Annotated in this window: 18 protein-coding genes and 1 other RNA gene; 4 read left to right on the forward strand and 15 right to left on the reverse strand. The window is 60.8% G+C overall.

The genetic code is table 11. The features are described from left to right. The first annotated feature begins 66 nt into the window (after nucleotides 1–66). Entirely contained in the window at nucleotides 67–600 is a 534-nt protein-coding gene (locus tag FGF54_RS13785) for an SH3 domain-containing protein (RefSeq protein ID WP_168208099.1), read from the forward strand. Here FGF54_RS13785 and FGF54_RS13790 read toward each other — a convergent pair. After that, nucleotides 593–1,585 carry an adenosine kinase gene (locus FGF54_RS13790; protein ID WP_142779962.1) on the reverse strand — a complete coding sequence of 331 codons (993 nt, stop codon included), beginning with the start codon at nucleotides 1,583–1,585 and terminating at the stop codon, nucleotides 593–595. The genes FGF54_RS13785 and FGF54_RS13790 overlap by 8 nt on opposite strands. 478 nt (nucleotides 1,586–2,063) lie before the next feature. On the opposite strand from FGF54_RS13790, the gene FGF54_RS13795 reads away from it, so the two are divergent. Further along, a complete protein-coding gene (locus FGF54_RS13795; RefSeq protein WP_003524298.1) occupies nucleotides 2,064–3,008 on the forward strand; it encodes an AEC family transporter in 945 nt (314 codons plus the stop codon). A gap of 17 nt (nucleotides 3,009–3,025) precedes the next feature. Here the strand turns inward: FGF54_RS13795 and FGF54_RS13800 are convergent, their stop codons facing one another. The 9 genes from FGF54_RS13800 to rimP form a co-directional block, all read right to left on the reverse strand. After that, the gene (locus FGF54_RS13800) at nucleotides 3,026–4,042 is read right to left on the reverse strand and encodes a class I SAM-dependent methyltransferase (protein WP_020812682.1); all 1,017 of its coding nucleotides are present in this window, start codon (nucleotides 4,040–4,042) and stop codon (nucleotides 3,026–3,028) included. Nucleotides 4,043–4,176: 134 nt separating this feature from the next. Beyond that, complete coding sequence (gene pnp, locus FGF54_RS13805; RefSeq protein ID WP_065656375.1) at nucleotides 4,177–6,324, reverse strand: polyribonucleotide nucleotidyltransferase; 2,148 nt, start codon at nucleotides 6,322–6,324, stop codon at nucleotides 4,177–4,179. A 277-nt stretch (nucleotides 6,325–6,601) separates the two neighbouring features. After that, complete coding sequence (rpsO, locus tag FGF54_RS13810; RefSeq protein ID WP_004439050.1) at nucleotides 6,602–6,871, reverse strand: 30S ribosomal protein S15; 270 nt, start codon at nucleotides 6,869–6,871, stop codon at nucleotides 6,602–6,604. 225 nt (nucleotides 6,872–7,096) lie between these two features. Beyond that, nucleotides 7,097–8,044 (reverse strand): tRNA pseudouridine(55) synthase TruB, encoded by a 948-nt coding sequence (gene truB / locus FGF54_RS13815; RefSeq protein WP_142779963.1) that lies wholly within the window; start codon nucleotides 8,042–8,044, stop codon nucleotides 7,097–7,099. Nucleotides 8,045–8,047: 3 nt separating this feature from the next. Beyond that, nucleotides 8,048–8,464: a 30S ribosome-binding factor RbfA gene (rbfA, locus tag FGF54_RS13820; RefSeq protein ID WP_004439055.1), complete on the reverse strand. Its 417-nt coding sequence runs from the start codon at nucleotides 8,462–8,464 to the stop codon at nucleotides 8,048–8,050. A gap of 134 nt (nucleotides 8,465–8,598) precedes the next feature. Then, nucleotides 8,599–11,337 (reverse strand): translation initiation factor IF-2, encoded by a 2,739-nt coding sequence (infB, locus tag FGF54_RS13825; RefSeq protein WP_142779964.1) that lies wholly within the window; start codon nucleotides 11,335–11,337, stop codon nucleotides 8,599–8,601. Nucleotides 11,338–11,439: 102 nt separating this feature from the next. Further along, the gene (locus FGF54_RS13830) at nucleotides 11,440–12,141 is read right to left on the reverse strand and encodes an RNA-binding protein (RefSeq protein WP_059758920.1); all 702 of its coding nucleotides are present in this window, start codon (nucleotides 12,139–12,141) and stop codon (nucleotides 11,440–11,442) included. Continuing rightward, the gene (nusA, locus tag FGF54_RS13835) at nucleotides 12,138–13,754 is read right to left on the reverse strand and encodes a transcription termination factor NusA (RefSeq protein WP_059758923.1); all 1,617 of its coding nucleotides are present in this window, start codon (nucleotides 13,752–13,754) and stop codon (nucleotides 12,138–12,140) included. Before nusA ends, FGF54_RS13830 begins: the two co-directional genes overlap by 4 nt. Nucleotides 13,755–13,818: 64 nt before the next feature. Next, the gene (gene rimP / locus FGF54_RS13840) at nucleotides 13,819–14,415 is read right to left on the reverse strand and encodes a ribosome maturation factor RimP (RefSeq protein ID WP_059758925.1); all 597 of its coding nucleotides are present in this window, start codon (nucleotides 14,413–14,415) and stop codon (nucleotides 13,819–13,821) included. A gap of 286 nt (nucleotides 14,416–14,701) precedes the next feature. Between rimP and FGF54_RS13845 the strand changes: the two genes are divergently transcribed. Beyond that, complete coding sequence (locus FGF54_RS13845; RefSeq protein WP_142779965.1) at nucleotides 14,702–16,330, forward strand: MFS transporter; 1,629 nt, start codon at nucleotides 14,702–14,704, stop codon at nucleotides 16,328–16,330. A gap of 21 nt (nucleotides 16,331–16,351) precedes the next feature. On the opposite strand, the gene FGF54_RS13850 is transcribed toward FGF54_RS13845, so the two are convergent. Together FGF54_RS13850 and recR are read right to left on the reverse strand one after the other, a co-directional pair. Next, complete coding sequence (locus FGF54_RS13850) at nucleotides 16,352–17,617, reverse strand: lytic murein transglycosylase (protein ID WP_142779966.1); 1,266 nt, start codon at nucleotides 17,615–17,617, stop codon at nucleotides 16,352–16,354. A 35-nt stretch (nucleotides 17,618–17,652) separates the two neighbouring features. Continuing rightward, nucleotides 17,653–18,258, reverse strand: coding sequence for a recombination mediator RecR (gene recR / locus FGF54_RS13855; RefSeq protein ID WP_142779967.1), 606 nt, complete (start codon nucleotides 18,256–18,258; stop codon nucleotides 17,653–17,655). 37 nt (nucleotides 18,259–18,295) lie between these two features. On the opposite strand from recR, the gene FGF54_RS13860 reads away from it, so the two are divergent. Beyond that, nucleotides 18,296–18,931: an MOSC domain-containing protein gene (locus FGF54_RS13860; protein ID WP_168208100.1), complete on the forward strand. Its 636-nt coding sequence runs from the start codon at nucleotides 18,296–18,298 to the stop codon at nucleotides 18,929–18,931. Nucleotides 18,932–18,988: 57 nt separating this feature from the next. On the opposite strand, the gene FGF54_RS13865 is transcribed toward FGF54_RS13860, so the two are convergent. The 3 genes from FGF54_RS13865 to ffs all read right to left on the reverse strand — a co-directional run bounded on the left by FGF54_RS13865 (nucleotide 18,989) and on the right by ffs (nucleotide 21,387). After that, nucleotides 18,989–19,312 carry a YbaB/EbfC family nucleoid-associated protein gene (locus FGF54_RS13865; protein WP_003507179.1) on the reverse strand — a complete coding sequence of 108 codons (324 nt, stop codon included), beginning with the start codon at nucleotides 19,310–19,312 and terminating at the stop codon, nucleotides 18,989–18,991. Between the two features lie 24 nt (nucleotides 19,313–19,336). Continuing rightward, nucleotides 19,337–21,211, reverse strand: a complete 1,875-nt coding sequence (locus FGF54_RS13870; protein ID WP_142779968.1) for a DNA polymerase III subunit gamma/tau — start codon at nucleotides 21,209–21,211, stop codon at nucleotides 19,337–19,339. 79 nt (nucleotides 21,212–21,290) lie between these two features. Next, an RNA gene (ffs, locus tag FGF54_RS13875) (signal recognition particle sRNA small type) lies at nucleotides 21,291–21,387 on the reverse strand. Nucleotides 21,388–21,410: the final 23 nt, after the last annotated feature.

The raw sequence follows: 21,410 nt of genomic DNA on the forward strand, positions 1-21,410 counted from the left end.
AGGCATGTGGAAGCGAGCCTCCTTAAATATCATCCGGTTTGCAGAAGGCGGGAAACGGAAATGGGCATGCGCAGTGTGGTTTCTATCTTTTGCATTGCATTGTCTTTGGGCCTCCTCGGTGCGGCAACCGACGCCATGGCGCAGGGTGCCGCCAAAGGCGCAAGCGGCTTGCCGCTGCCGCGTTTTGTCAGCCTGAAATCCAAGCGCGTCAACATGCGCATCGGACCGAGCACGGATTATGCCGTGTCATGGATGTATCTCAAATCGGGAATGCCGGTGGAAATCATTCAGGAATATGAAAACTGGCGGCGCATCCGCGATGCTGACGGGACGGAAGGCTGGGTCAACCAGGCTCTGCTTTCCGGTGAGCGCACGGCCGTTGCGGCACCGTGGATGCGTGGCAAAGGCAAGGAAGTTTACGTGAACATGCGCCGCGAGGCGCAGTCGGGCGCTTCCGTCGTGGCACGGCTTGAGCCGGGCGTCGTCTTCAGGATCGGCGAATGCAATGGCGACTGGTGCCGCGCCGAGGCCGGCCAGGCCTCGGGCTGGGTTTCGCAGGGCGAAATCTGGGGTGCTTACCCCGGCGAAGCCTTTAAATAAGGCCGTGCTTCTCGCCAAGCGCCTTGAGCGATGACATCGGACGCGGCCCGACCTGCTGAATGACGGCGGCAGCCGCAAGGCAGCCGAGCTTGCCGCAATCTTCGAGCGACCGGTCCTGCGTATAACCGAACAGGAAGCCCGCAGCGAAAAGATCGCCGGCGCCCGTCGTGTCGACCACATCATGCACCGGATAGGCTTCGACCTTCACACGTTCCGTGCCGCGCAGGATGACGGCGCCTTCTTCACTCATCGTCACCGCTGCGATCTTGCAGTCGGCGGCGATTTTGGTCAGCGCAAGCTCAAAATCGTCGGTTTCGTAAAGCGAAAGCGCTTCCTGCTTGTTGGCGAAAACAATGTCCACAGTACCGGAACGCATCAGGTCGAGGAATTCGTCGCGATAGCGGCCGACGCAGAAGCTGTCGGAAAGCGTCATGGAGACTTCGCGGCCGTTTTCATGGGCAATGCGGGCGCATTCGCGAATGGCGTCCTTGGCGCGCGGCGGGTCCCAAAGGTAACCCTCGAAGTAGGTGACTTTCGTATCCGTCACCACGTCTTCTTCCACGTCTTCAGGACCGAGATCGACGCAGGCGCCGAGATAGGTATTCATCGAACGCTCTCCATCTTCGGTTACGAAGATCATCGAACGCGCAGTCGGCGGGAAGGTGCCTTCCGGCTTGGTTTCGAAATAGACGCCCTGCGCGCGAATATCGTGCTGGAAGATTTCGCCGAGCTGGTCTTCAGCAACCTTGCCGAAATAGGCGGCCTTGCCGCCGAAATTGGCCACACCCGCCGCCGTGTTGCCGGCGCTGCCTCCGGAGGCTTCGAGAGCCGGTCCCATCAGCGAGTAAAGCAACTCGGCCCGTTCCGCATCGATGAGGTTCATCGCGCCTTTGGTAATGGCATTGTCGTTGAGAAAGCGATCGTCGCAGCGAGAAATGATGTCGACGATGGCATTGCCGACAGTCAGTACGTCGAATTTCGTCATAGGCCCTATCCGTTTCGCACGGTGTGTGCGTATTTTTCGAAAGGTCTTAAACATTTCTGGCGGCAAGAAAAGCCCAAACAGAAAATATGCGGTTCTCCGCGAGGAGCGAAAACGCGTCATCTGCCTGTAATGTGGTTAAGCTATTTCATTTGTCAGAGCAAAAGGTGTGTGAATGCATACCGGAATGGAAGACATGATGGTCTTCTGGCTCAACCGTTATCTCCGCCACGGATGTACTGGCGGCATATAACGGACATAAAAGGCGGGGGAGACCCCGCTTTTTCTTTTGGGCAACATTCGGCCCTGCGGATTTTGTGGGCCAAGACGCGCTTTCTATCCAAAGCGGCTCACTGGCTTTCTCCTTCTTGGGCGCCCATTTGGCGAAAACAAAGAGTGGGAGCGTTTTCGCGATTCCATTCCCGTGGAAAAGGCTCTAAAGCGGAGTATCTCCCGCAAAAGCCGCGAAAGCTTTCCCTCCATGTCTGCCGTTGCCGCGAATGTCGCCCCGATTTTCATTCTCATCCTGATCGGCTGGCTCACCGTCAAGGCCGGTCTGTTCAGGGCCGATGCCGGCGATATCCTCAGCGATTTCGTGTTCAAGATCGCCGTGCCGACCTTGATCTTCCGCACACTTGCGGAAGCGAATTTTCACGGTGCTTCGCCCTTCCGGCTCTGGATCACCTATTTCGCCGGCGTGGCCGTCACCTGGACGGTCGGGCATATCGTCACCCGTTATGTTTTCAAGCAGGATGTCCGCATCGCCGTCATTGCCGGCATTTCCTCGGCATTTGCGAACAATATCTTCATCGGCCTGCCGCTAGTCGGGCGCTCCGTCGGGGATGAGGGGCTGGTGGCTCTCTCCATTCTGCTGGCCATCCATTTGCCGGTGATGATGATCGCCGGCACGATCCTGATGGAAAACGCCACGCACAAGGCGGTCGGCGGGGAAAAGCGAAGCATGGCGGCGGTCTTCAAGCAGGTGGGCCGCAACCTCATCACCAATCCTTTGGTGATCGGCCTGTTCATCGGGCTTTCGACCAATGTTTCCGGCGTGGCGCTGACGCCCATCCTGAAAACCGTGGTCGATCAGATCGCCTCCATGGCGGGGCCGGCGGCGCTTATCTCGCTCGGCATGGCGCTGACGAAATACACCATTCGCGGCAATCTCGGCATTGCCGTCACCATGACGGTGTTCAAGCTGCTGTTTTTCCCGGCCTGTGTCTGGGCCATGGGTCACTTTCTTGGCCTCAGCCGGGAATGGACGGCAGCGCTTGTGCTCACATCTTCCGTGCCGACGGGCGTGAATGCCTGGCTGATCGCCAACCGCTTTGGCATCGGCCACAGCGTTGCGGCCTCCACCATCAGCATTTCCACGGCGACAGGCGTTCTTTCCGTGTCGCTGTGGGCATGGCTGCTGAGCTGATTATTCTGCCGAGTTGATTATTTCTGGGCGCTCAGAATCTTGAAACGGGCGTTACGGCACACTTCAGTGCTGGTGCGGAATTCCGCCGCGAGCACCGGCTCATAGGGCATGCCGCGATTGGCGACCATCAGCAGCTTGCCGCCGCTGCGCAGCGCGCCGGCGGCAGCCTTGATGAAGGCCTGGCCGAGGGCAGGTTCTGCTGCCTGTCCCGCCGCATGGAAAGGCGGGTTCATGATGATGAGATCGTATTTTTCCTTCGGCGGTTCGTTTGCCAGATCCTGCCAGAAGAAGCGCGCCGTCAGCCGCGGATTGTTTTCGAGAAGATTGGTCTTGGCGAATTCCAGCGCGTTCCAGTCCGCCTCGAACAGATCGATACGGGCCGTGCGCGGCGATTTCTCGGCCAGCATGACGGAGAGATAACCCCAGCCGGCACCGAAATCGGCGGCGTTGCCGTCAAAATCTGTGGGCAGGCGCGATGCGAGCAGTTCCGATCCGTCATCCACGCGGTCATGGGAGAACATGCCGGGCAGGGCGGTGAAGCGGCCTTCGACCGTGACGGGCTTTTGAGCAAGCTTCGATACGACGGCTGCAACATCGTCCGGCCGTTTGAACCAGAGGGCGACGCCGTGATACTTCGGCGTGGATTCCGCCTCGATGCCAAGCTTTGCCAGCGTCTTGCGCAGCGTCACGATGCCGTCTTCCTTCGATCCGGCCGCGACGATCAGGCCACCCGCCTTCACGCGCGAAAGCGCTTCGGCGACGCGGTTTTCATTCTCGCCGCGATGTTTGCCGCATAGCAGCAGCGCCGCATCGTAGTCCTCGCCCGAAATATCCGGTGTCACCTCAGCGCCCTGAGCTTGCAGAGCACGATAAAGCGGCCGTAGATGCTGAACCGCGACGATCTCCGCGTCAAAACCGTCAAGCCGGGGACCGGCTTCCGCTCCTAGAAACAGAACGCGTTCGCCCTCTTTCGGCATGGAAAGCATGTCCGAGGCAAAGGGATGGAAAAGGGTTTTCACGGCGTCACGGCTCATGGGAGCGTCCTCGAGGTAGGATGGAGTTTGTCAGGGAAAAGTGGAAACCGGTTTTTCCGAAAAGACAAACGATAACAAAACGAAAAAAAGGCGCGGGCAAAACCCGCGCCTCGATAGGGTCTGGCGGCGCGGCCTTATTCGGCAGCGGCTTCGCCGTCTTCCTTCTTCTTGTCGGCAGCGACTTCCTTGCCGGTTGCCTGGTCGACAACCTTCATGGACAGGCGAACCTTGCCACGCTCGTCGAAGCCCATCAGCTTGACCCAGACCTTGTCGCCTTCCTTGACGACGTCGGAGGTCTTGGCGACACGCTCGGAAGCGAGCTGCGAGATGTGGACGAGGCCGTCACGGGCGCCGAAGAAGTTGACGAAAGCGCCGAAGTCAGCGGTCTTCACAACCGTGCCTTCGTAGATCTGGCCGACTTCCGGTTCCGCAACGATGGAGTGGATCCACTTGCGGGCCGCTTCGATTTCCTTGCCGGAAGAAGAAGCGATCTTGACGGTGCCGTCGTCTTCGATGTTGATCTTTGCGCCGGTCTTTTCGACGATTTCGCGAATGACCTTGCCGCCGGAGCCGATGACTTCACGGATCTTGTCGACCGGAATGTTCATCACTTCGATGCGTGGTGCGAATTCGCCGAGCTGGCTGCGGCTCTCGGTGATGGCATTGGCCATTTCGCCGAGGATGTGCTTGCGGCCACCCTGTGCCTGCTCCAGAGCGATCTTCATGATCTCTTCGGTGATGCCGGCGATCTTGATGTCCATCTGCAGCGAGGTGATGCCGTCGGCCGTACCCGCAACCTTGAAGTCCATGTCGCCGAGGTGGTCTTCGTCACCGAGAATATCGGAGAGAACCGCAAAGCGCTCGCCTTCGAGGATGAGGCCCATGGCGATACCGGCAACCGGCTTGGCCAGCGGAACGCCGGCGTCCATCAGTGCGAGCGAGGTGCCGCAAACCGTTGCCATCGACGAGGAGCCGTTGGACTCGGTGATTTCGGAAACGACGCGCAGCGTGTAGGGGAACTGTTCCGCAGTCGGCAGCATCGGGCGAATAGCGCGCCATGCGAGCTTGCCGTGACCGATTTCGCGACGGCCCGGGGAGCCCATGCGGCCTGTTTCGCCGACCGAGTAGGGCGGGAAGTTGTAGTGCAGCAGGAAGCGTTCCTTGTACATGCCGGTAAGGCTGTCGACATACTGTTCGTCTTCGCCGGTGCCGAGGGTCGCGACAACGATCGCCTGGGTTTCACCGCGGGTGAACAGCGCCGAACCGTGGGTGCGCGGCAGAAGGCCAACTTCCGAGATGATCGGACGAACGGTCGACAGGTCGCGGCCATCGATACGGCTCTTGGTGTCGAGAACGTTCCAGCGAACGATTTTTGCCTGAAGGTGCTTGAAGACAGCGCCGATTTCTTCCGGCGTGTACTTGGCTTCGCCTTCTTCCGGCAGGAAGTGGGCCTTCACCTTTGCCTTAACGGCGTCGACGGCGGCGTAGCGGGCTGCCTTTTCGGTGATCTTGTAGGCATCGCGCAGTTCCGCTTCGGCGAGCGCCAGCATTTCGTTTTCGAGCGCGGAGAAATCTTCCGGTTCGAATTCGCGCGGTTCTTTGGCAGCAACTTCGGCGAGCTTGATGATCGCGTCGATAACCGGCTGGAAGCCGCGATGACCGAACATGACGGCGCCGAGCATGATTTCTTCGTTGAGTTCCTTGGCCTCAGACTCAACCATCAAAACGGCGTCCTGCGTACCGGCAACGACGAGGTCGAGAACAGACTCGTCCATTTCGTCCAGATGCGGGTTAAGAACATACTCACCGTTGATGTAGCCAACGCGCGCGCCGCCAACCGGGCCCATGAAGGGAACGCCAGAGAGCGTAAGCGCTGCGGAAGCCGCAACCATCGACAGGACGTCCGGGTTGTTTTCCAGATCGTGCTGGATGACGGTGACGACGACCTGCGTGTCGTTCTTGTAGCCTTCCGGGAAAAGCGGACGGATCGGACGGTCGATCAGGCGTGAAACGAGCGTTTCGTTTTCGCTCGGACGGCCTTCGCGCTTGAAGTAACCACCGGGGATCTTGCCGGCTGCGTAGGTCTTTTCCTGATAGTTGACGGTCAGCGGGAAGAAGTCCTGGCCGGGCTTCGGAGACTTTGCGGAAACCACGGTCGCGAGAACCATCGTCTCGCCGTAGGTTGCGATGACGGCGCCGTCAGCCTGACGGGCAACCTTGCCGGTCTCGAGCTTCAGCGGGCGGCCTGCCCATTCGATTTCCACGGAGTGTTGATTGAACATATCTTGTCCTTGGTTGTGGCTGCCCGCTCCGGCGTCGTGACCGGCGGAAGCAGCGCTGTGACTCAATCACGGGCAAGACAGCGGGAGGCTTCCCAAAGAAGCATCCGGCAATCCTGCCCCATGACAGGTCTGCGGTTGAAAAAGGCGGCACCGGCCCATCCGGGTCACCCTTATCGTCCGGGGCCACATTTGCGGCGAACGCCCGGAAATTTCTGTGGCCTCAAAGGCCGGATATAAAAACCGGCGGGCATCGTTGCGAAACCCGCCGGAGAAGTTATTAGCGGCGAATGCCGAGAGCACCGATCAGCTTGGTGTAACGGGCTTCGTCCTTCTTCTTCAGATAGTCGAGAAGCGAACGACGGCTCGAAACCAGCGTCAGAAGGCCACGACGGGAGTGGTTGTCCTTCTTGTGGTCCTTGAAGTGACCGGTCAGGTTGTTGATCCGCTCGGTGAGGATTGCGACCTGAACTTCCGGCGAACCGGTGTCGCCTTCCTTCGTGGCATATTCCTTGATGAGGGCGGCTTTGCGCTCTGCAGTAATCGACATCGGACGATCCTTTCTGTTTTAAGGAAAAATGGGACGCCTAAAGCCGGGATGTCGTCCAGCTCTGGCCATTCAGCAGCATAGGCAAAGCCCAAGCTGGCGCTGCCTATAAACTATTCCGGGTGCAATTGAAAGAGGCGATTGACAGCGCCTCCCTGAGCGTTTCCAGGAAAAGTGCGAAGCGGTTTTCCGTCCGGAAACGCGTAAAACAAATAGATAGAGCCCGTTTCAGCCGAAAACACGCTTCGGCCGGAATTCGCCTTCGCCGATTTCGCCGATGGCGACGAGCTTGCCATGCGCGGTGGCATAGGCTTCCGGATGGTTGGCCGGTGCATCGCGCCCGCGCAGCAGGATAGGGTTGCCCATCTTCAGCCGGTGCGCCTGGTCATCGTTGATGATGAGGCGGGGAAGGGCGGAAAGCGCCTCGGCCGTGTCGATCAGGAAGGCATCCAGCGCCTCCAGTCGCTCGTCGCGATCCTCCACGGCTTCCAGTGCCGTCAAGGTTTCGAGCGGCACCATCATGTCTTCGCCGAAGGGGGCGACCATGGTGCGGCGCAGTTCCGAAATATGGCCGAAACAGCCGAGATCGCGGCCCATGTCGCGCGCCAGCGCCCGCACATAAGTACCCTTGCCGCATTCCACTTCGAAATGCGCGGTATCGGCGTCCGGACAGGCAAGCAGCGTCAGGCGATGGATTTCCACCTCGCGCGCGGGAATTTCCACCGTCTCGCCGTCGCGCGCCAGATCGTAGGCGCGCTCTCCAGCGATCTTGATGGCCGAAAATTGCGGCGGCGTCTGCATGATAACGCCGCTATAATTAGGCAGAAGATCGCGGATTGCCTGTTCGTCCGGGCGCTGCTCGGAGGAATCGACCACCTCTCCTTCAAGATCGTCAGTCGAGCGTTGCTCGCCCCAGGTGACGGTAAACTCGTAGATTTTCCGGCCGTCCATCACGTAGGGCACGGTTTTGGTGGCATCGCCAAGCGCGATCGGCAGCATTCCGGAAGCGAGCGGATCGAGCGTGCCGGCATGGCCGGCCTTCTGGGCGTTGAACAGCCATTTGATCTTGGAAACGGCCTCGGTCGAGCCGAAATCCAGCGGCTTGTCGAGAATGAGCCAACCGGAAATCGGGCGGCCCTTGGGTTTGCGGTTCTGCTGTTTGCGTGGTTTGGACATGCTTCAGTTCTGTTCGTCGTCTTTTTCGTTCGAAGGTCCAAGATCGCGCTGTACTTCGGGCGAGCGCAGAAGCGCGTCGATCTTCTGGTAATTGTCGAAACTCGTATCGTCGCGGAAGCGCAGTTCCGGCATGTATTTCATCTGCCGAAGCTGGGGTCCGAGACGGCCGCGCATGAATTTGGCATGGCGGTTGAGCGCGGTGATGATGTCGGTGTGGTCCGCAACGCCGAGCGGCGTCACGTAGGCGGTGGCGATCTTCAGATCGGGCGACATGCGCACTTCCGAAATGGAAATGACGGTGCTTTCGATCAGATCGTCGCGGACTTCACCGCGCTGGAGAATCTGGGTCAGTGCGGCGCGCACCTGTTCGCCGACGCGCAGCATGCGTTGCGAAGGGGCCGATGATGTAGCTTTTGCCATTGGTTATGCCTCAAACGGAGCGAGCGCCGGTAAGCCGGCGCCCGACAGTAAATTCCTGTTTTGCGGCGAGAACGCTCTTTGTTCTAATCGCATTTCCGGACGGAAAACCGGGGTCCAATTTTCCTGGGAATGCTTTAGAGCGTTCTCGTGATGTGTTCGACGCGGAAGCACTCGATGGTGTCGCCGGCGCGGATGTCTTCGTAGTTTTCGAAGGCCATACCGCATTCCTGACCGACCGGTACTTCTGCCACTTCGTCCTTGAAGCGCTTGAGTGTCTTGAGCTTGCCTTCGTGGATGACGACGTTGTCGCGTACCAGACGCACACCCGCACCACGTTCCACCTTGCCTTCGACGACGCGGCAACCCGCGACCTTGCCGACCTTGGTGATGTTGAACACCTCGAGGATTTCCGCGTTGCCGAGGAAGGTCTCGCGACGCTCCGGCGAAAGCAGGCCCGACATCGCTGCCTTCACGTCATCCACCAGATCGTAGATGATGTTGTAGTAGCGGATCTCGATGCCGGCGCGTTCGGAAGCCGTACGTGCCTGTGCGTTGGCGCGAACGTTGAAGCCGATGATCGCGGCGTTGGATGCCTCGGCAAGCGAGATATCCGATTCCGTGATGGCGCCAGCGCCCGAGTGAACGATACGAGCGCGGACTTCGTCGGTGCCGAGCTTGTCGAGCGAAGCGATAATGGCTTCGACCGAACCCTGCACGTCTGCCTTGATGACCAGCGGGAATTCCTTCATTCCCGAAGTCTGCAGCTGGCTCATCATCTGTTCCAGCGAACCGCGCTGGCCGGTCTGACGTGCGACAGCCTTGTCACGTGCCAGACGCTGGCGGTACTCGGAAATCTCGCGAGCGCGGCTTTCGTTTTCGACAACCGCGAAACGGTCACCGGCAGATGGCGTGCCGGAAAGACCGAGAATCTCGACAGGCATGGCCGGACCGGCTTCCTTGACGTGTTCACCCTTGTCGTTGACGAGGGCGCGAACGCGGCCCCACTGGTCGCCGGCCACGATGATCTGACCAGGCTTCAGCGTACCCTTCTGCACGAGAACTGTCGCGACGGCACCACGGCCGCGGTCGAGTTCCGCTTCGATGACGGTACCTTCTGCGGTACGGTTCGGATCTGCCTTGAGGTCGAGAATTTCAGCCTGCAGCAGGATCGCTTCAAGCAGTTTGTCGAGACCGAGCTGCTTCTTGGCGGAGACTTCCACGTCAAGCACTTCACCGCCCATGGATTCCACGAACACTTCGTGCTGCAGGAGCTGCTGGCGAACCTTTTCCGGGTTTGCCTCGTGCTTGTCGATCTTGTTGATCGCAACGACGATCGGAACACCGGCCGCCTTGGCATGATTAATGGACTCGATCGTCTGCGGCATCACGCTGTCGTCAGCGGCGACCACCAGAACGGCGATATCCGTCGCCTGCGCACCGCGGGCACGCATGGCCGTGAAGGCGGCGTGGCCGGGGGTGTCGATGAAGGTGATCTTCTGGCCGTTCTTCTCGACCTGATAGGCACCGATATGCTGGGTGATGCCACCGGCTTCGCCTGCGACCACATTCGCCTGACGAATGGCGTCAAGCAGCGAGGTCTTGCCGTGGTCGACGTGGCCCATGATCGTGACAACCGGCGGGCGCGGCAGCATTTCGCCCTCGTCGTCTGCCTGGTTGAAGATGCCTTCTTCCACGTCGGATTCAGAAACGCGCTTGACGGTGTGGCCGAATTCGACGGCGATCAGTTCCGCCAGATCGGCGTCGATCACGTCGCCCGGCTTCATCATCTGGCCTTCCTTCATCAGGAACTTGATGACGTCGACGGCGCGTTCGGACATGCGCTGCGACAGTTCCTGAATGGTGATGGTTTCCGGCAGGATCACTTCGCGCATGACCTTTTCACGGGTCTCTTGCATCTGGCTGCGGCGGAATTTTTCCTGTCGGCGGCGCATGGATGCCATGGAGCGTCCGCGCGGCGTGCCGTCTTCATCGAGGTTGGACGAGGTGACGGTCAGCTTGCCGCGACGGCGTTCTTCTTCTGTCTTCAGGCGGGCTGCGGGCTTCGCAGGCGCAGGCGCGGCGACCTTGCCACGGACCGGCAGGTTGCCACGGCGTGCACCGCGGTCGTCCTCGTCGTCGCCATCGGTACGGCGTCCGCGCGGAGCGGCGGTTTCGGGAGTTGCGCGAGCAGGGGCGGCAGCGGCGGGCTGAGGACGAGCCTCGGCGCGCAGCGCCGGCTGAGCGGCAGCGGCCGGCTTTTCATCGACCGGTTCCGGCTTTGCTTCCACGGCGGGCTGGCTTGCGGCCACCTTGGCGGCAGCGGCCTCTTCGGCGGCGCGGCGTGCGGCCTCTTCCTTTTCGGCCGCGATGCGGCGCTCTTCTTCCACCTTGCGGCGCGCTTCGTCTTCAGCACGCTGCTTGGCTTCGATCACGTCGCGGGCCTGTGCTTCCATCAGTGCGCGGCGGCGGGCTTCCATCTCGCCTGCGGACAGGTCGTGCAGGACGTTGCCGCGCGGACGCTCAGGCTGGCGCTGCTGCGGTGCGGACGAGCCGGGACGCTGCTGCGGCTGGGAGGAACCCGGACGCTGCTGCTGGCCGCTGGGCTGGTGGATGCGCTGCTGCGGTGCCTGCGGACGCGGTGCTGCCGCGGGGGCAGGGGCGGCCGGCTTCGGAGCGGGCGCTGCAACCGAATGAACCTGCTTCTCGTCTTCAGGACGCATGGGGCGGCGCTTGCGTGTTTCCACGACAACCGCGTTCGTGCGACCTCGACCCATATCCTGCCGCACGGTGCCCTGATTCATCCCGCCCGGCTTGAGGGTGAGAGTCTTCTTGGCAGGTGCGTTAAGTGTCTTGTCGTCGTTGTTGTCGGTCATTCCGTTCCCGTTCCTTCGGACGAGAACCGGATGACGTTCATCAGGTCTCGTCGTTCAATTGCTGCATCGGAACGCGGCGACCGTTCATGTCGGGCAACCGCGTCATTGTTCTGTCCGGGCAGCGTCGCGTTCCGCCTGAGATCGACCGCCAAGACGGTACTGCTCAAGCATCGTTGCGCGCTTCACTACACCCTCACCCGCCTGCCCTGCAAGCGCGCAGGCATGGATAAAAGCATTCTGGCCCATCAACTCGTCCATTTCGGCGCCGCTGAAGAGCCGGAAGGACGGAATTTCGTTGCCGGCATCGCTGCCGAGCGCCCAGGCCTTGCGGGCCTGGTCCAGTTTTCTCACGCCGTCTGCCGCAGCATCGGTCGCGTGGAACACGGCAATCGCATTCCCCGAACGGACGGCGGCGTCGACTTTCATCGCGCCGCTGATGAACTGGCCCGCCTTGCGCGCCATGTTCATCATGCCTGCAAGCTGCTGCGCCATCAGCCGGTCGAGAAGAGCAAGAAGCTCCGGCCCGGCCTTGACGTCGCGTTTGAGAGCCCGTGCGAAGAGCTTCTTCGCGATGGCTTTCTCGATCAGGGCGCGCTCGGGTGTTACCCAGCAGCCGCGCCCCGGCAATTGGCGTTTCAGATCCGGAACGACGCTGCCGTCCGGCCCTGCGACGAAGCGGATCAGCTCATCGGGCGATCCGCTTTGCCGTGTCACAATGCACATACGTCCATTGACGTCGCCCTTGAGCCGCCCGTCGTCATCCGTTTCGGGCAGCTCATCCGGCTCATGCGCCTGCGATATCATTCCTGTTCGGCGGTATCCGCCTCCTCGGCAGCCTCAGGATCGGCTTCCTCAGCGGAAGCAAGCTCCTCGGCGGTGATCCAGCCTGCCAGAAGACGGGCCTGTACCACCATGTTCTCGGCCTCGACGCGTGAAACATCGAGCTTGGAGAAGATGCCTTCGAACTTCTTCGTCTCGCCATCCTTGCGCTCGCTCCAGCCGACCAGATCGTCCGCTGCACAGCCGGCAAAATCCTCAATGGTCTTGATGCCGTCTTCACCCAGCGCCACCATCATCTGCGAGGTCAGACCGTCAATCTGGCGCAGCTCGTCGGAAACGCCGAGCTCCTTGCGCTTGGCGTCCATTTCGGCTTCCAGGCGCTCCAGATATTCGCGGGCACGGGTCTGGATTTCATCGGCGGTGTCTTCATCGAAACCGTCGATCGAGGAAATTTCGTCGAGATCGACATAGGCCAGTTCTTCGACCTGCGCGAAACCTTCGGAGGCCAGAACCTGACCGACCATTTCGTCGACGTCGAGGGCTTCCATGAACAGGGCCGTGCGCTCGTTGAATTCCTTCTGGCGGCGCTCGGATTCTTCCTGCTCGGTCATGATGTCGATATCCCAGCCGGTCAGCTGCGATGCCAGACGCACGTTCTGGCCGCGGCGGCCGATGGCGAGCGACAGCTGCTCGTCCGGAACCACCACTTCGATGCGCTCGGATTCTTCATCCAGAACGACCTTGGCGACTTCCGCCGGCTGCAGGGCGTTGACGATGAAGGAGGCCGGCTCCTGGCTCCATGGGATGATGTCGATCTTTTCGCCCTGCAATTCGCCGACGACGGCCTGAACGCGCGAACCGCGCATACCGACGCAGGCGCCGACCGGATCGATCGACGAGTCGTTCGAGATGACGGCGATCTTGGCGCGCGAACCCGGGTCACGGGCAACCGACTTGATCTGGATGATGCCGTCGTAGATTTCCGGAACTTCCATGGTGAAGAGCTTCACCATGAACTGCGGATGGGTACGCGACAGGAAAATCTGCGGGCCACGCTGTTCGCGGCGAACGTCGTAGACGTAAGCGCGTACACGGTCGCCGTAACGCATGTTTTCCCGCGGGATCATTTCGTCACGACGGATGATGCCTTCGCCACGGCCGAGATCGACGATGACGTTGCCATATTCGACGCGCTTGACGGTGCCGTTGACGATTTCGCCGATGCGGTCCTTGAACTCGTCATACTGGCGGTCACGCTCGGCTTCGCGCACCTTCTGCACGATGACCTGCTTGGCGGACTGGGCGGCGATACGGCCGAAATCCATCGGCGGCAGCGGATCGGCAATGAAGTCGCCGAGCTTGGCGTCCGGGTTGCGGTCGCGGGCCAGCTCCAGCGGGATCTGGGTCGAATAATCCTCAGCGGCCTCGACAACTTCCAGAAGACGCTGCAGGCGGATTTCGCCGGTCTTGGAGTTGATGTCGGCGCGGATGTTGGTTTCCGAACCATAGCGCGAGCGGGCGGCTTTCTGGATAGCGTCGGCCATTGCGGCAAGCACGATTTCGCGGTCGATGACCTTTTCGCGCGCCACAGCATCGGCGATCTGCAGAAGCTCAAGCCGGTTAGCACTCACTGCCATTTTTCTATCTCCGTAAGTCGCATGATTGCGGGGTTCGCCCTTGTTTCCGGGCTTTACGTTGGAATTAGTCTTCGTCTGCTTCGTTTTCGTCGTTCTGGTTTGCGGCGGCGGCCTTGGCCGCCTTGTCTGCCCGCAGCGCATCACGAATAAGATCGTCCGTCAGAATGAGCTTCGCATCCGAAAGCGCGCTGAACGGAATGATGACTGTCGGTTCCTCGCCATAGGCGATCTGGTCGCGTTCCAGCTTGAAGCCGTCCGCATTGACCTCGACGATCTTGCCGCGAAACCGCTTGCGGTTCTCGACCAGAATGGAGGTTTCGACCTTCACCAGATGACCCTGCCAGCGGGTGAAATCCGATTTGCGAACCATCGGCCGGTCGATGCCGGGCGAGGAAACTTCGAGATGATACGCTTTATCGACCGGATCTTCCACATCAAGAACCGGTGAAATCGCCATGGAGACGGCTTCACAGTCCTCGACGGTCATGGTGCCGTCTTCGCGCTCGGCCATGATCTGAAGCGTCATGCCGTTCTGGTTGGAGAGCCGCACGCGCACCAGAAGATATCCCATGCCCGTCAAAACAGGCTCGATGATCTCGGCGATACGCTGGTCGATGCCCGTTTCGGTTATCAGTCGCGGTTCATGTGCGGTGTCTGCCATCTGGCCTTCCGGTCTTTGATGTTCACCGGGCCTTCTGCCCGTGGTTTCCGGTTCGCCTAACGAAAAAGAGCGGAGCCTTGCGGCCCCACTCTTCATCAAGCGATCAAGAATTTCAGGGCTCATATAGACCCATCGGGGCAGGATTGCAAGGTTTTCGCGGGCGTCTGCGTTTCAGTGACGGCTCGGCCACATTTTCACCCTTACCATGTCGGAAAGGCTGGCATGATTGCCGGCACTGTCTATAGTTGCCGTTTGACAAATCGCAGTTGCATCAAGTGGACAGAGCGTGCCTGACCGTAAATCGCCACTCGCGCCTTTAAGGCATTTGACTTACAGACGAATCTGGATCGCCAGCCTTGCCTCGAATTTCGGCGGATTGATCCAGGCGGTGGGCGCCGCATGGATGATGACGTCGCTCTCCAGTTCTGAAAACATGATCGCGCTGGTGCAGGCCTCCACCTCTTTGCCGATCATGCTGTTCTCGCTGATTTCGGGGGCGCTGGCAGATAGTTTCGACCGCCGCCGCATCATGATTTCGGCGCAGCTTTTGATGCTGACGGCCTCCGTGCTGCTGACGGTTTTTGCCTGGTCCGGCTGGCTCACGCCGTGGCTTCTGCTCTTCTTCACCTTCATGATCGGCTGCGGCACGGCGCTCAACAACCCGTCCTGGCAGGCCTCCGTCGGCGAAATGGTGCCGCGCGAGGATTTGCCGGCCGCCGTGACGCTGAACAGCGTTGGCTTCAACATCACCCGCAGCGTTGGCCCGGCAATCGGCGGCATCATCGTTGCTGCCGCCGGCGCCGCTGCCGCGTTTTTCGTGAATGCGCTGAGCTATTTCACGCTGATCTACGCCCTGTTTCGCTGGCAGCCGCCCAAATATGCCTCGACCCTGCCGCGCGAGCAGCTTCTGGCCGCCATTTCGGCCGGCATGCGTTATGTGGCAATGTCGCCCAACATCGGCAAGGTGCTGGTGCGCGGCTTCCTTTTCGGCCTTTCCGCCAGCGCCATCCTCGCTTTGATGCCCATCGTCGCCCGCGATCTGGTCGAAGGCGGCCCTCTGACCTACGGCGTCATGCTGGGCGCCTTCGGTGTCGGCGCCATTGGCGGTGCGCTGATCAGCGCCAGATTGCGCGAGGTCCTGTCCAGCGAATGGATCGTGCGCGTTGCATTTCTAGGCTTCGCCTTCAGCGCTGGCGTAACGGCGGTGAGCACGAGTGCGATCGTCACTTCGCTGGTGCTGACCGTTGCCGGCGCCTGCTGGGTTCTGGCGCTATCGCTCTTCAACACCATCGTCCAGCTCTCCACCCCGCGCTGGGTGGTTGGCCGGGCGCTCTCGCTCTACCAGACGCTCACCTTCGGCGGCATTGCGGTCGGTAGCTGGCTGTGGGGCGAGCTGGCGGAAGACTATGGCATTTCCTATTCGCTGCTCTGTTCGTGCGCGCTGATGCTGCTCGGTGTCATCGTCGGCCTCAAGCTCGCCATGCCAGCCTTCGCTTCGCTCAATCTCGATCCGCTCAACCGTTTCGTGGAACCGCCGCTGAGGTTGGATATCAAGCCGCGCAGCGGCCCCATCGCTATCCTCATCGACTATGAAATCCATGATGAGGACCTCGGCGAATTCCTGCCGCTGATGGCCGAGCGTCGCCGTATCCGCATCCGGGACGGTGCCCGCAACTGGAACCTGATGCGCGATCTGGAGAACCCCGACATCTGGACCGAAAGCTACCATGTGCCGACCTGGGTGGAATATGTCCGCCATAACCACCGCCGCACCCAAGCGGATGCGGAAGCCTGGGATCGGCTGCTCGAGCTTCACCGCGGCAAGACAAGGCCGCGCGTGCACCGGATGATCGAGCGGCAGACCATTCCGCCGACCGACGATATCTTCCACAAGCCCCATACCGACCAGCATTGAGAGGCGAGGGCTAAAAGCGGATTATCTCAGCTTCGCCTTCAGCGTCGCATCGGGAAAGCAGGTCGGAGCGAGGCCGTTTTTCGCCTGCCAGTCGCCCAGCGACCGCCGCGTCTTGAAACCGGCCAGCCCATCTGCCTTGCCGACATCGTAACCTTTGGCCACCAGCGCCTTCTGCATGGCGAGAACATCCGAGCGCAGCATCGATCGGACATTGCCCCATTCACCCTTGAACGGGCCGGCCCCATGGGTGATGCGGTCGGCGAGATTGCCGATGAACAGCGCATAGAGATCGGAATTATTATATTCCTTGATGACGTAGAAATTCGGCGTCACCACGAATTCTGGTCCGTGCCGTCCGGCCGGCACCAGCATCATGCCATCGGCGGATAGGTCATTGGACGGGAAAGCTTTTCCGGAAATGCGGGTGATGCCCATCTTCGCCCAGTCGGCCACCGGCCGGGCAAGATCAGGGCCTTCCTGCGCGCAGGAGACATTGGCGGGGATCGACACTTCGAAACCCCAGTCGCGATTGCGCTGCCAGCCGCGCTGGGAAAGATAGTTCGCTATGGATGCCAGCGCATCCGGTACGGAATTCCAGATATCGCGATGGCCGTCGCCATCGAAGTCCACGGCATATTTGAGATAGCTCGACGGCATGAATTGCGGCTGGCCGAGCGCGCCGGCCCAGGAGCCCATCATGCGCGAGGCTGCGATATCGCCGCTTTCAACGATCTTCAGCGCATCGATCAGCTCGGCGCGGAACATCTCCTTGCGGGTCGACATATAGGCTTTCGTTGCCAGCACATCGACCACCGAATGCGGCAGTTTTGCCCGGCCGAAACCGGATTCGCGGCCCCATATCGCAACGACGATATCGCCGGGCACGCCGTATTTCGTCTCGATCCTGCGCAGCGTCGCGGCGTGGGTGGCGGCAAGCGAGCGGCCGGTGCCGGCCAGCCCCTGCAGCCGCTTTTCGGAGAAATAGGCGCCCGGCGAGGAGAATTCCGCCTGACTCTGGCTCTGCTCCTTCGGTGGCTTCTGGCCGGGAATGACGAGATCGGGCAGGTTCCAGCTAATGGACAGACCGCTGAGGGTGGCTTCAAGCGTTTTCTGCGATATGCCGGCTTTACGGGCTTCCGGCCAGATTTCCTTTTTCAGCCAGACGTTAAATTCGGCGTCGTATCGGGCTGCGGCTGCACCTGTCGGTACCGACTGCGCAAAAGCCGTCGCCGCTGAAAAAACGGAAAGAAGTGCAGCCAGTGCCTTCGGGACAAAATGGTTTCGCATTCGGTCTCCTCTTTGAATGACGGGGGGGGGAGGCTTCAGATCGTCGTGCGCGCCCGAAGCGCCGCCGTCAATGTACCCTCGTCGAGATAATCGAGTTCACCGCCCACCGGCACGCCATGCGCAAGCCGGGTGATATTGATGTCGAGACCGGAAAGGCGGTCGGTGATGTAGTGGGCGGTTGCCTGCCCCTCCACCGTCGCATTGACGGCGATGATAAGTTCGCGAATGCCGCCGGCGCTGACACGGTCGATCAGGCCCTTGATATTCAAATCCTCCGGCCCGACGCCGTCGAGCGGCGACAGCGTGCCGCCGAGAACGTGATAGGCGGTGTTCATCGCGCCCGTCCGCTCCAGCGCCCAAAGATCCGACACGTCTTCCACCACGATGATGACCGACTGGTCGCGCCGGTCGTCGGTGCAGACGGTGCAGGGATCGATCGTATCGACATTGCCGCAGCAGGAGCAGATCTTCACCTTGTCATAGGCCTCGCCCATCGCATGGCCCAACGGCCCGAGAAGCTGTTCCTTCTTCTTGATGAGATGCAACGCCGCCCGCCGCGCAGAGCGGGGCCCAAGCCCCGGCACTTTTGCCAGAAGCTGGATCAGTTTTTCAATTTCGGGACCGGTGACTCGTTTTGCCATGAGCGCTTTCTACTGCATAAATCGGGAAACGGGAATCATGAAGCGCAAAGGGCAGTCCATGAAAATCAGGGCGGTATGCCGGGGCGAGGCAAAAAGCCTGCCGGGAAAGACGGCGAAGACGGGCATCTTCAAACATGCCGTGCAGGGCCCGGTCATGGTTGACGCGGAAGGTATCGTCAGCGACGCCGTCTGCAATCGCAAACATCATGGCGGGCCGGATCAGGCGATTTACGTCATGGGGTCCGTCGATCTCGATTTCTGGTCGCGCTCTCTGGGCTTTGTCGTCGAAGCCGGGTTTTTCGGCGAAAACCTTGTTCTGGATGGCGTCGACAGCGCAAAACTCCATGTCGGCGACAGGTTCTCGGCCCACGAAGTCGTGCTGGAGGTGACCGCCGCCCGCATTCCCTGCGCCACCCTGTCGGCCCGCATCGGCGACGCCGATTTCGCACCGCGTTTCCGGCAGGCGGGCCAGCCGGGTTTTTATTGCCGGGTGTTGAAAGGCGGAATGCTCGCCGCCGGGGAGGATATCGCCTTCGAACCCTATCAGGGAACGAAACTGGCCATACCGACTATTCTGCAGCGCTTCCGCCCCATGCAGCTCGACATGGCCGAACGCAGGGCCTATCTCGAAACGCCGCTTGCAAGCCGGTTCCGCGCGATGCTGGAAGCCTAGACCTTGTCTTGCCGCGAGGACGGCGTGCATCACGCCATCCTCTTCGGCCGGATTATATCAGAACGGGAATTTCATGCCGGGCGGCAGCGGCAGACCCGCGGTCAGGCCGGCCATCTTTTCCTGCGCCTGTGCTTCGCCCTTTTCCTTGGCGTCCTTGTGGGCAGCCACGATCAGGTCTTCGAGGATTTCAACCTCGTCTTCCTTGAACAGCGAAGGATCGATTTTCAGGCCGCGCATTTCGCCCTTGCCATTGAGAATGACGGTCACCAGGCCGCCACCGGCCCTGCCTTCGACTTCAAGGGCGGCGATTTCTTCCTGCACCTTCTCCATCTTGGACTGCATTTCCTTGACCTTGCCCATCATGCCCATGATGTCACGCATGTGCCAATCTCCTGTTCTTTTTGTTTAAAACTCGATGTCGTCGCCGGGAAGGATGTCGCCTTCGCTCGATTCGGCAACCGATGGCGGTGCGATTTCTTCCGCCTCATCCTGTGCGGCGGCGCGGATGCGCACGTCGGTGATTTTTGCGCCGGGAAACTGCGCCAGAATGGCGGCAACGTCAGGATCCTGACGCGCATCGACAAGACGGGCATCCCGGGCATTGCTTTCCGCTTCAACAAGGGTCGGCTCGCCCTGTTCCTTGCTGAGGCTGACGATCCAGTGGATACCGGTCCATTCCTTGAGCTTCACGCCAAGTTCACCCGGCAGAGAGCCCGGCGCGCCTTCGCCGAGGCGCATATCAAGCCGGCCGGGCTCCAGCCGCACCATCCGCACAAAGTTTCGCACCTTCGCCCGCATGACGGGATCGCGGTTCTTCTGGCAGAGATCGGCAATATCCTGCACCGAATTGACGGGAACCTTCGGCTCCGGCCGCTCTTCGGTTTTCGGTGCCGCGACCTGCATCTCCTGCGGGCGGCTGTCCGGAACGGCGCGCAGCACGGCGGAGGTCTGCGGTGTCGTCTGGCGCTGGGCGGGAAGATCGACAGGTCTTCCCGCGGCCACGGCCTGTCCTGACGAATAGGCGCGCGCACCGCCGCCATTGCCGCCGCCCGAAGGTCCGCCATTGGCGTAACCGCCGTCACCGTTCGAAAGCTCCGCCAAGCGCCGCGCGGCATCTTCAGGTGCGGGCAGATTGGCGGCGTGCGAAAGCCGGATCAGCACCATTTCGGCCGCACCGGCCGGGCGCGAGGCATTTTCCGTTTCCGGAATGCCCTTCAGCAGCATCTGCCAGATGCGCGAAAGCGCGGTTACCGCAATCGTCTCGGCAAATTCCGCGCCGCGCACGCGCTCGATCTCGGAAAGCGAGGGGTCTTCCGCCGCGTCAGGCACATATTTCATGCGGGTGACGAGATGGGTGAAATCGGCAAGATCGTTCAATACGACAACGGGGTTTGCGCCCGCCTCATATTGCCCGTTGAATTCCGAAAGGGCGGCCGCGACATCGCCTTTGACGACATGCTGAAAGAGATCGACGATACGTGCACGGTCGGCAAGACCGAGCATGCCGCGCACGGCTTCCGCTTCCACACGCCCACTGCCATGGGCAATCGCCTGATCGAGCAGCGAAAGGCCGTCACGGGCGGAACCTTCGGCAGCGCGGGCGATCATCGACAGTGCCTGCGGATCGGCTTCGAAACCTTCCTTGCCGGCAATGGCGGTGAACAGGCCGACCAGATCGGCGGCGCTGATGCGACGCAGATCGAAGCGCTGGCAACGAGACAGAACGGTGATCGGAACCTTGCGGATTTCGGTAGTCGCGAAGATGAATTTCACATGCTCTGGCGGCTCTTCCAAGGTCTTCAAAAGACCGTTGAAAGCCTGCGTCGACAGCATGTGCACTTCGTCGATGATATAGACCTTGTAGCGCGCCGAAACCGGGCGGTAACGCACCTGTTCGATGATCTCGCGAATATCGTCGATACCGGTATGGGAGGCGGCATCCATCTCGATCACGTCGACATGCCGGCCTTCCATGATCGCCTGGCAATGTTCGCCGGGGATACGCAGGTCGATGGTTGGCTTGTCGATGGTGTCGGTCTTGTAATTCAGCGCGCGGGCGAGAATGCGGGCCGTGGTCGTCTTGCCCACGCCGCGAACGCCGGTCAGCATATAGGCCTGCGCGATACGGCCGGTCTCAAACGCGTTGGTCAGCGTGCGGACCATCGGCTCCTGGCCGACCATCAGATCGGAAAAATCCTTGGGGCGATATTTGCGCGCCAGTACCCGGTAGCCGGTCCCGACCTGGGATTCGCTTGATGTGGTGGGTACGGTGTCGCTCATTGCCTCGCCAGTTTGTTTTGCCAGTTGTCTTGGGGCGCTGAACTGGCCCGGCGAAAGCTGAGCACGTCTTTTAAAAAAGGTGGGAGGCTGGCACGGCGACCCGTGCCGGGCTCGTTAGGGCTGCTTCCTTCCGGACCTGACCCGGTTGGCGAGTGGCTCGTCCACCACCAACCTCCCGGGGCCACATATCGGCAATATC

The organism is Agrobacterium sp. T29 (genome assembly GCF_006970545.1).
Lineage (GTDB): Bacteria > Pseudomonadota > Alphaproteobacteria > Rhizobiales > Rhizobiaceae > Agrobacterium > Agrobacterium leguminum.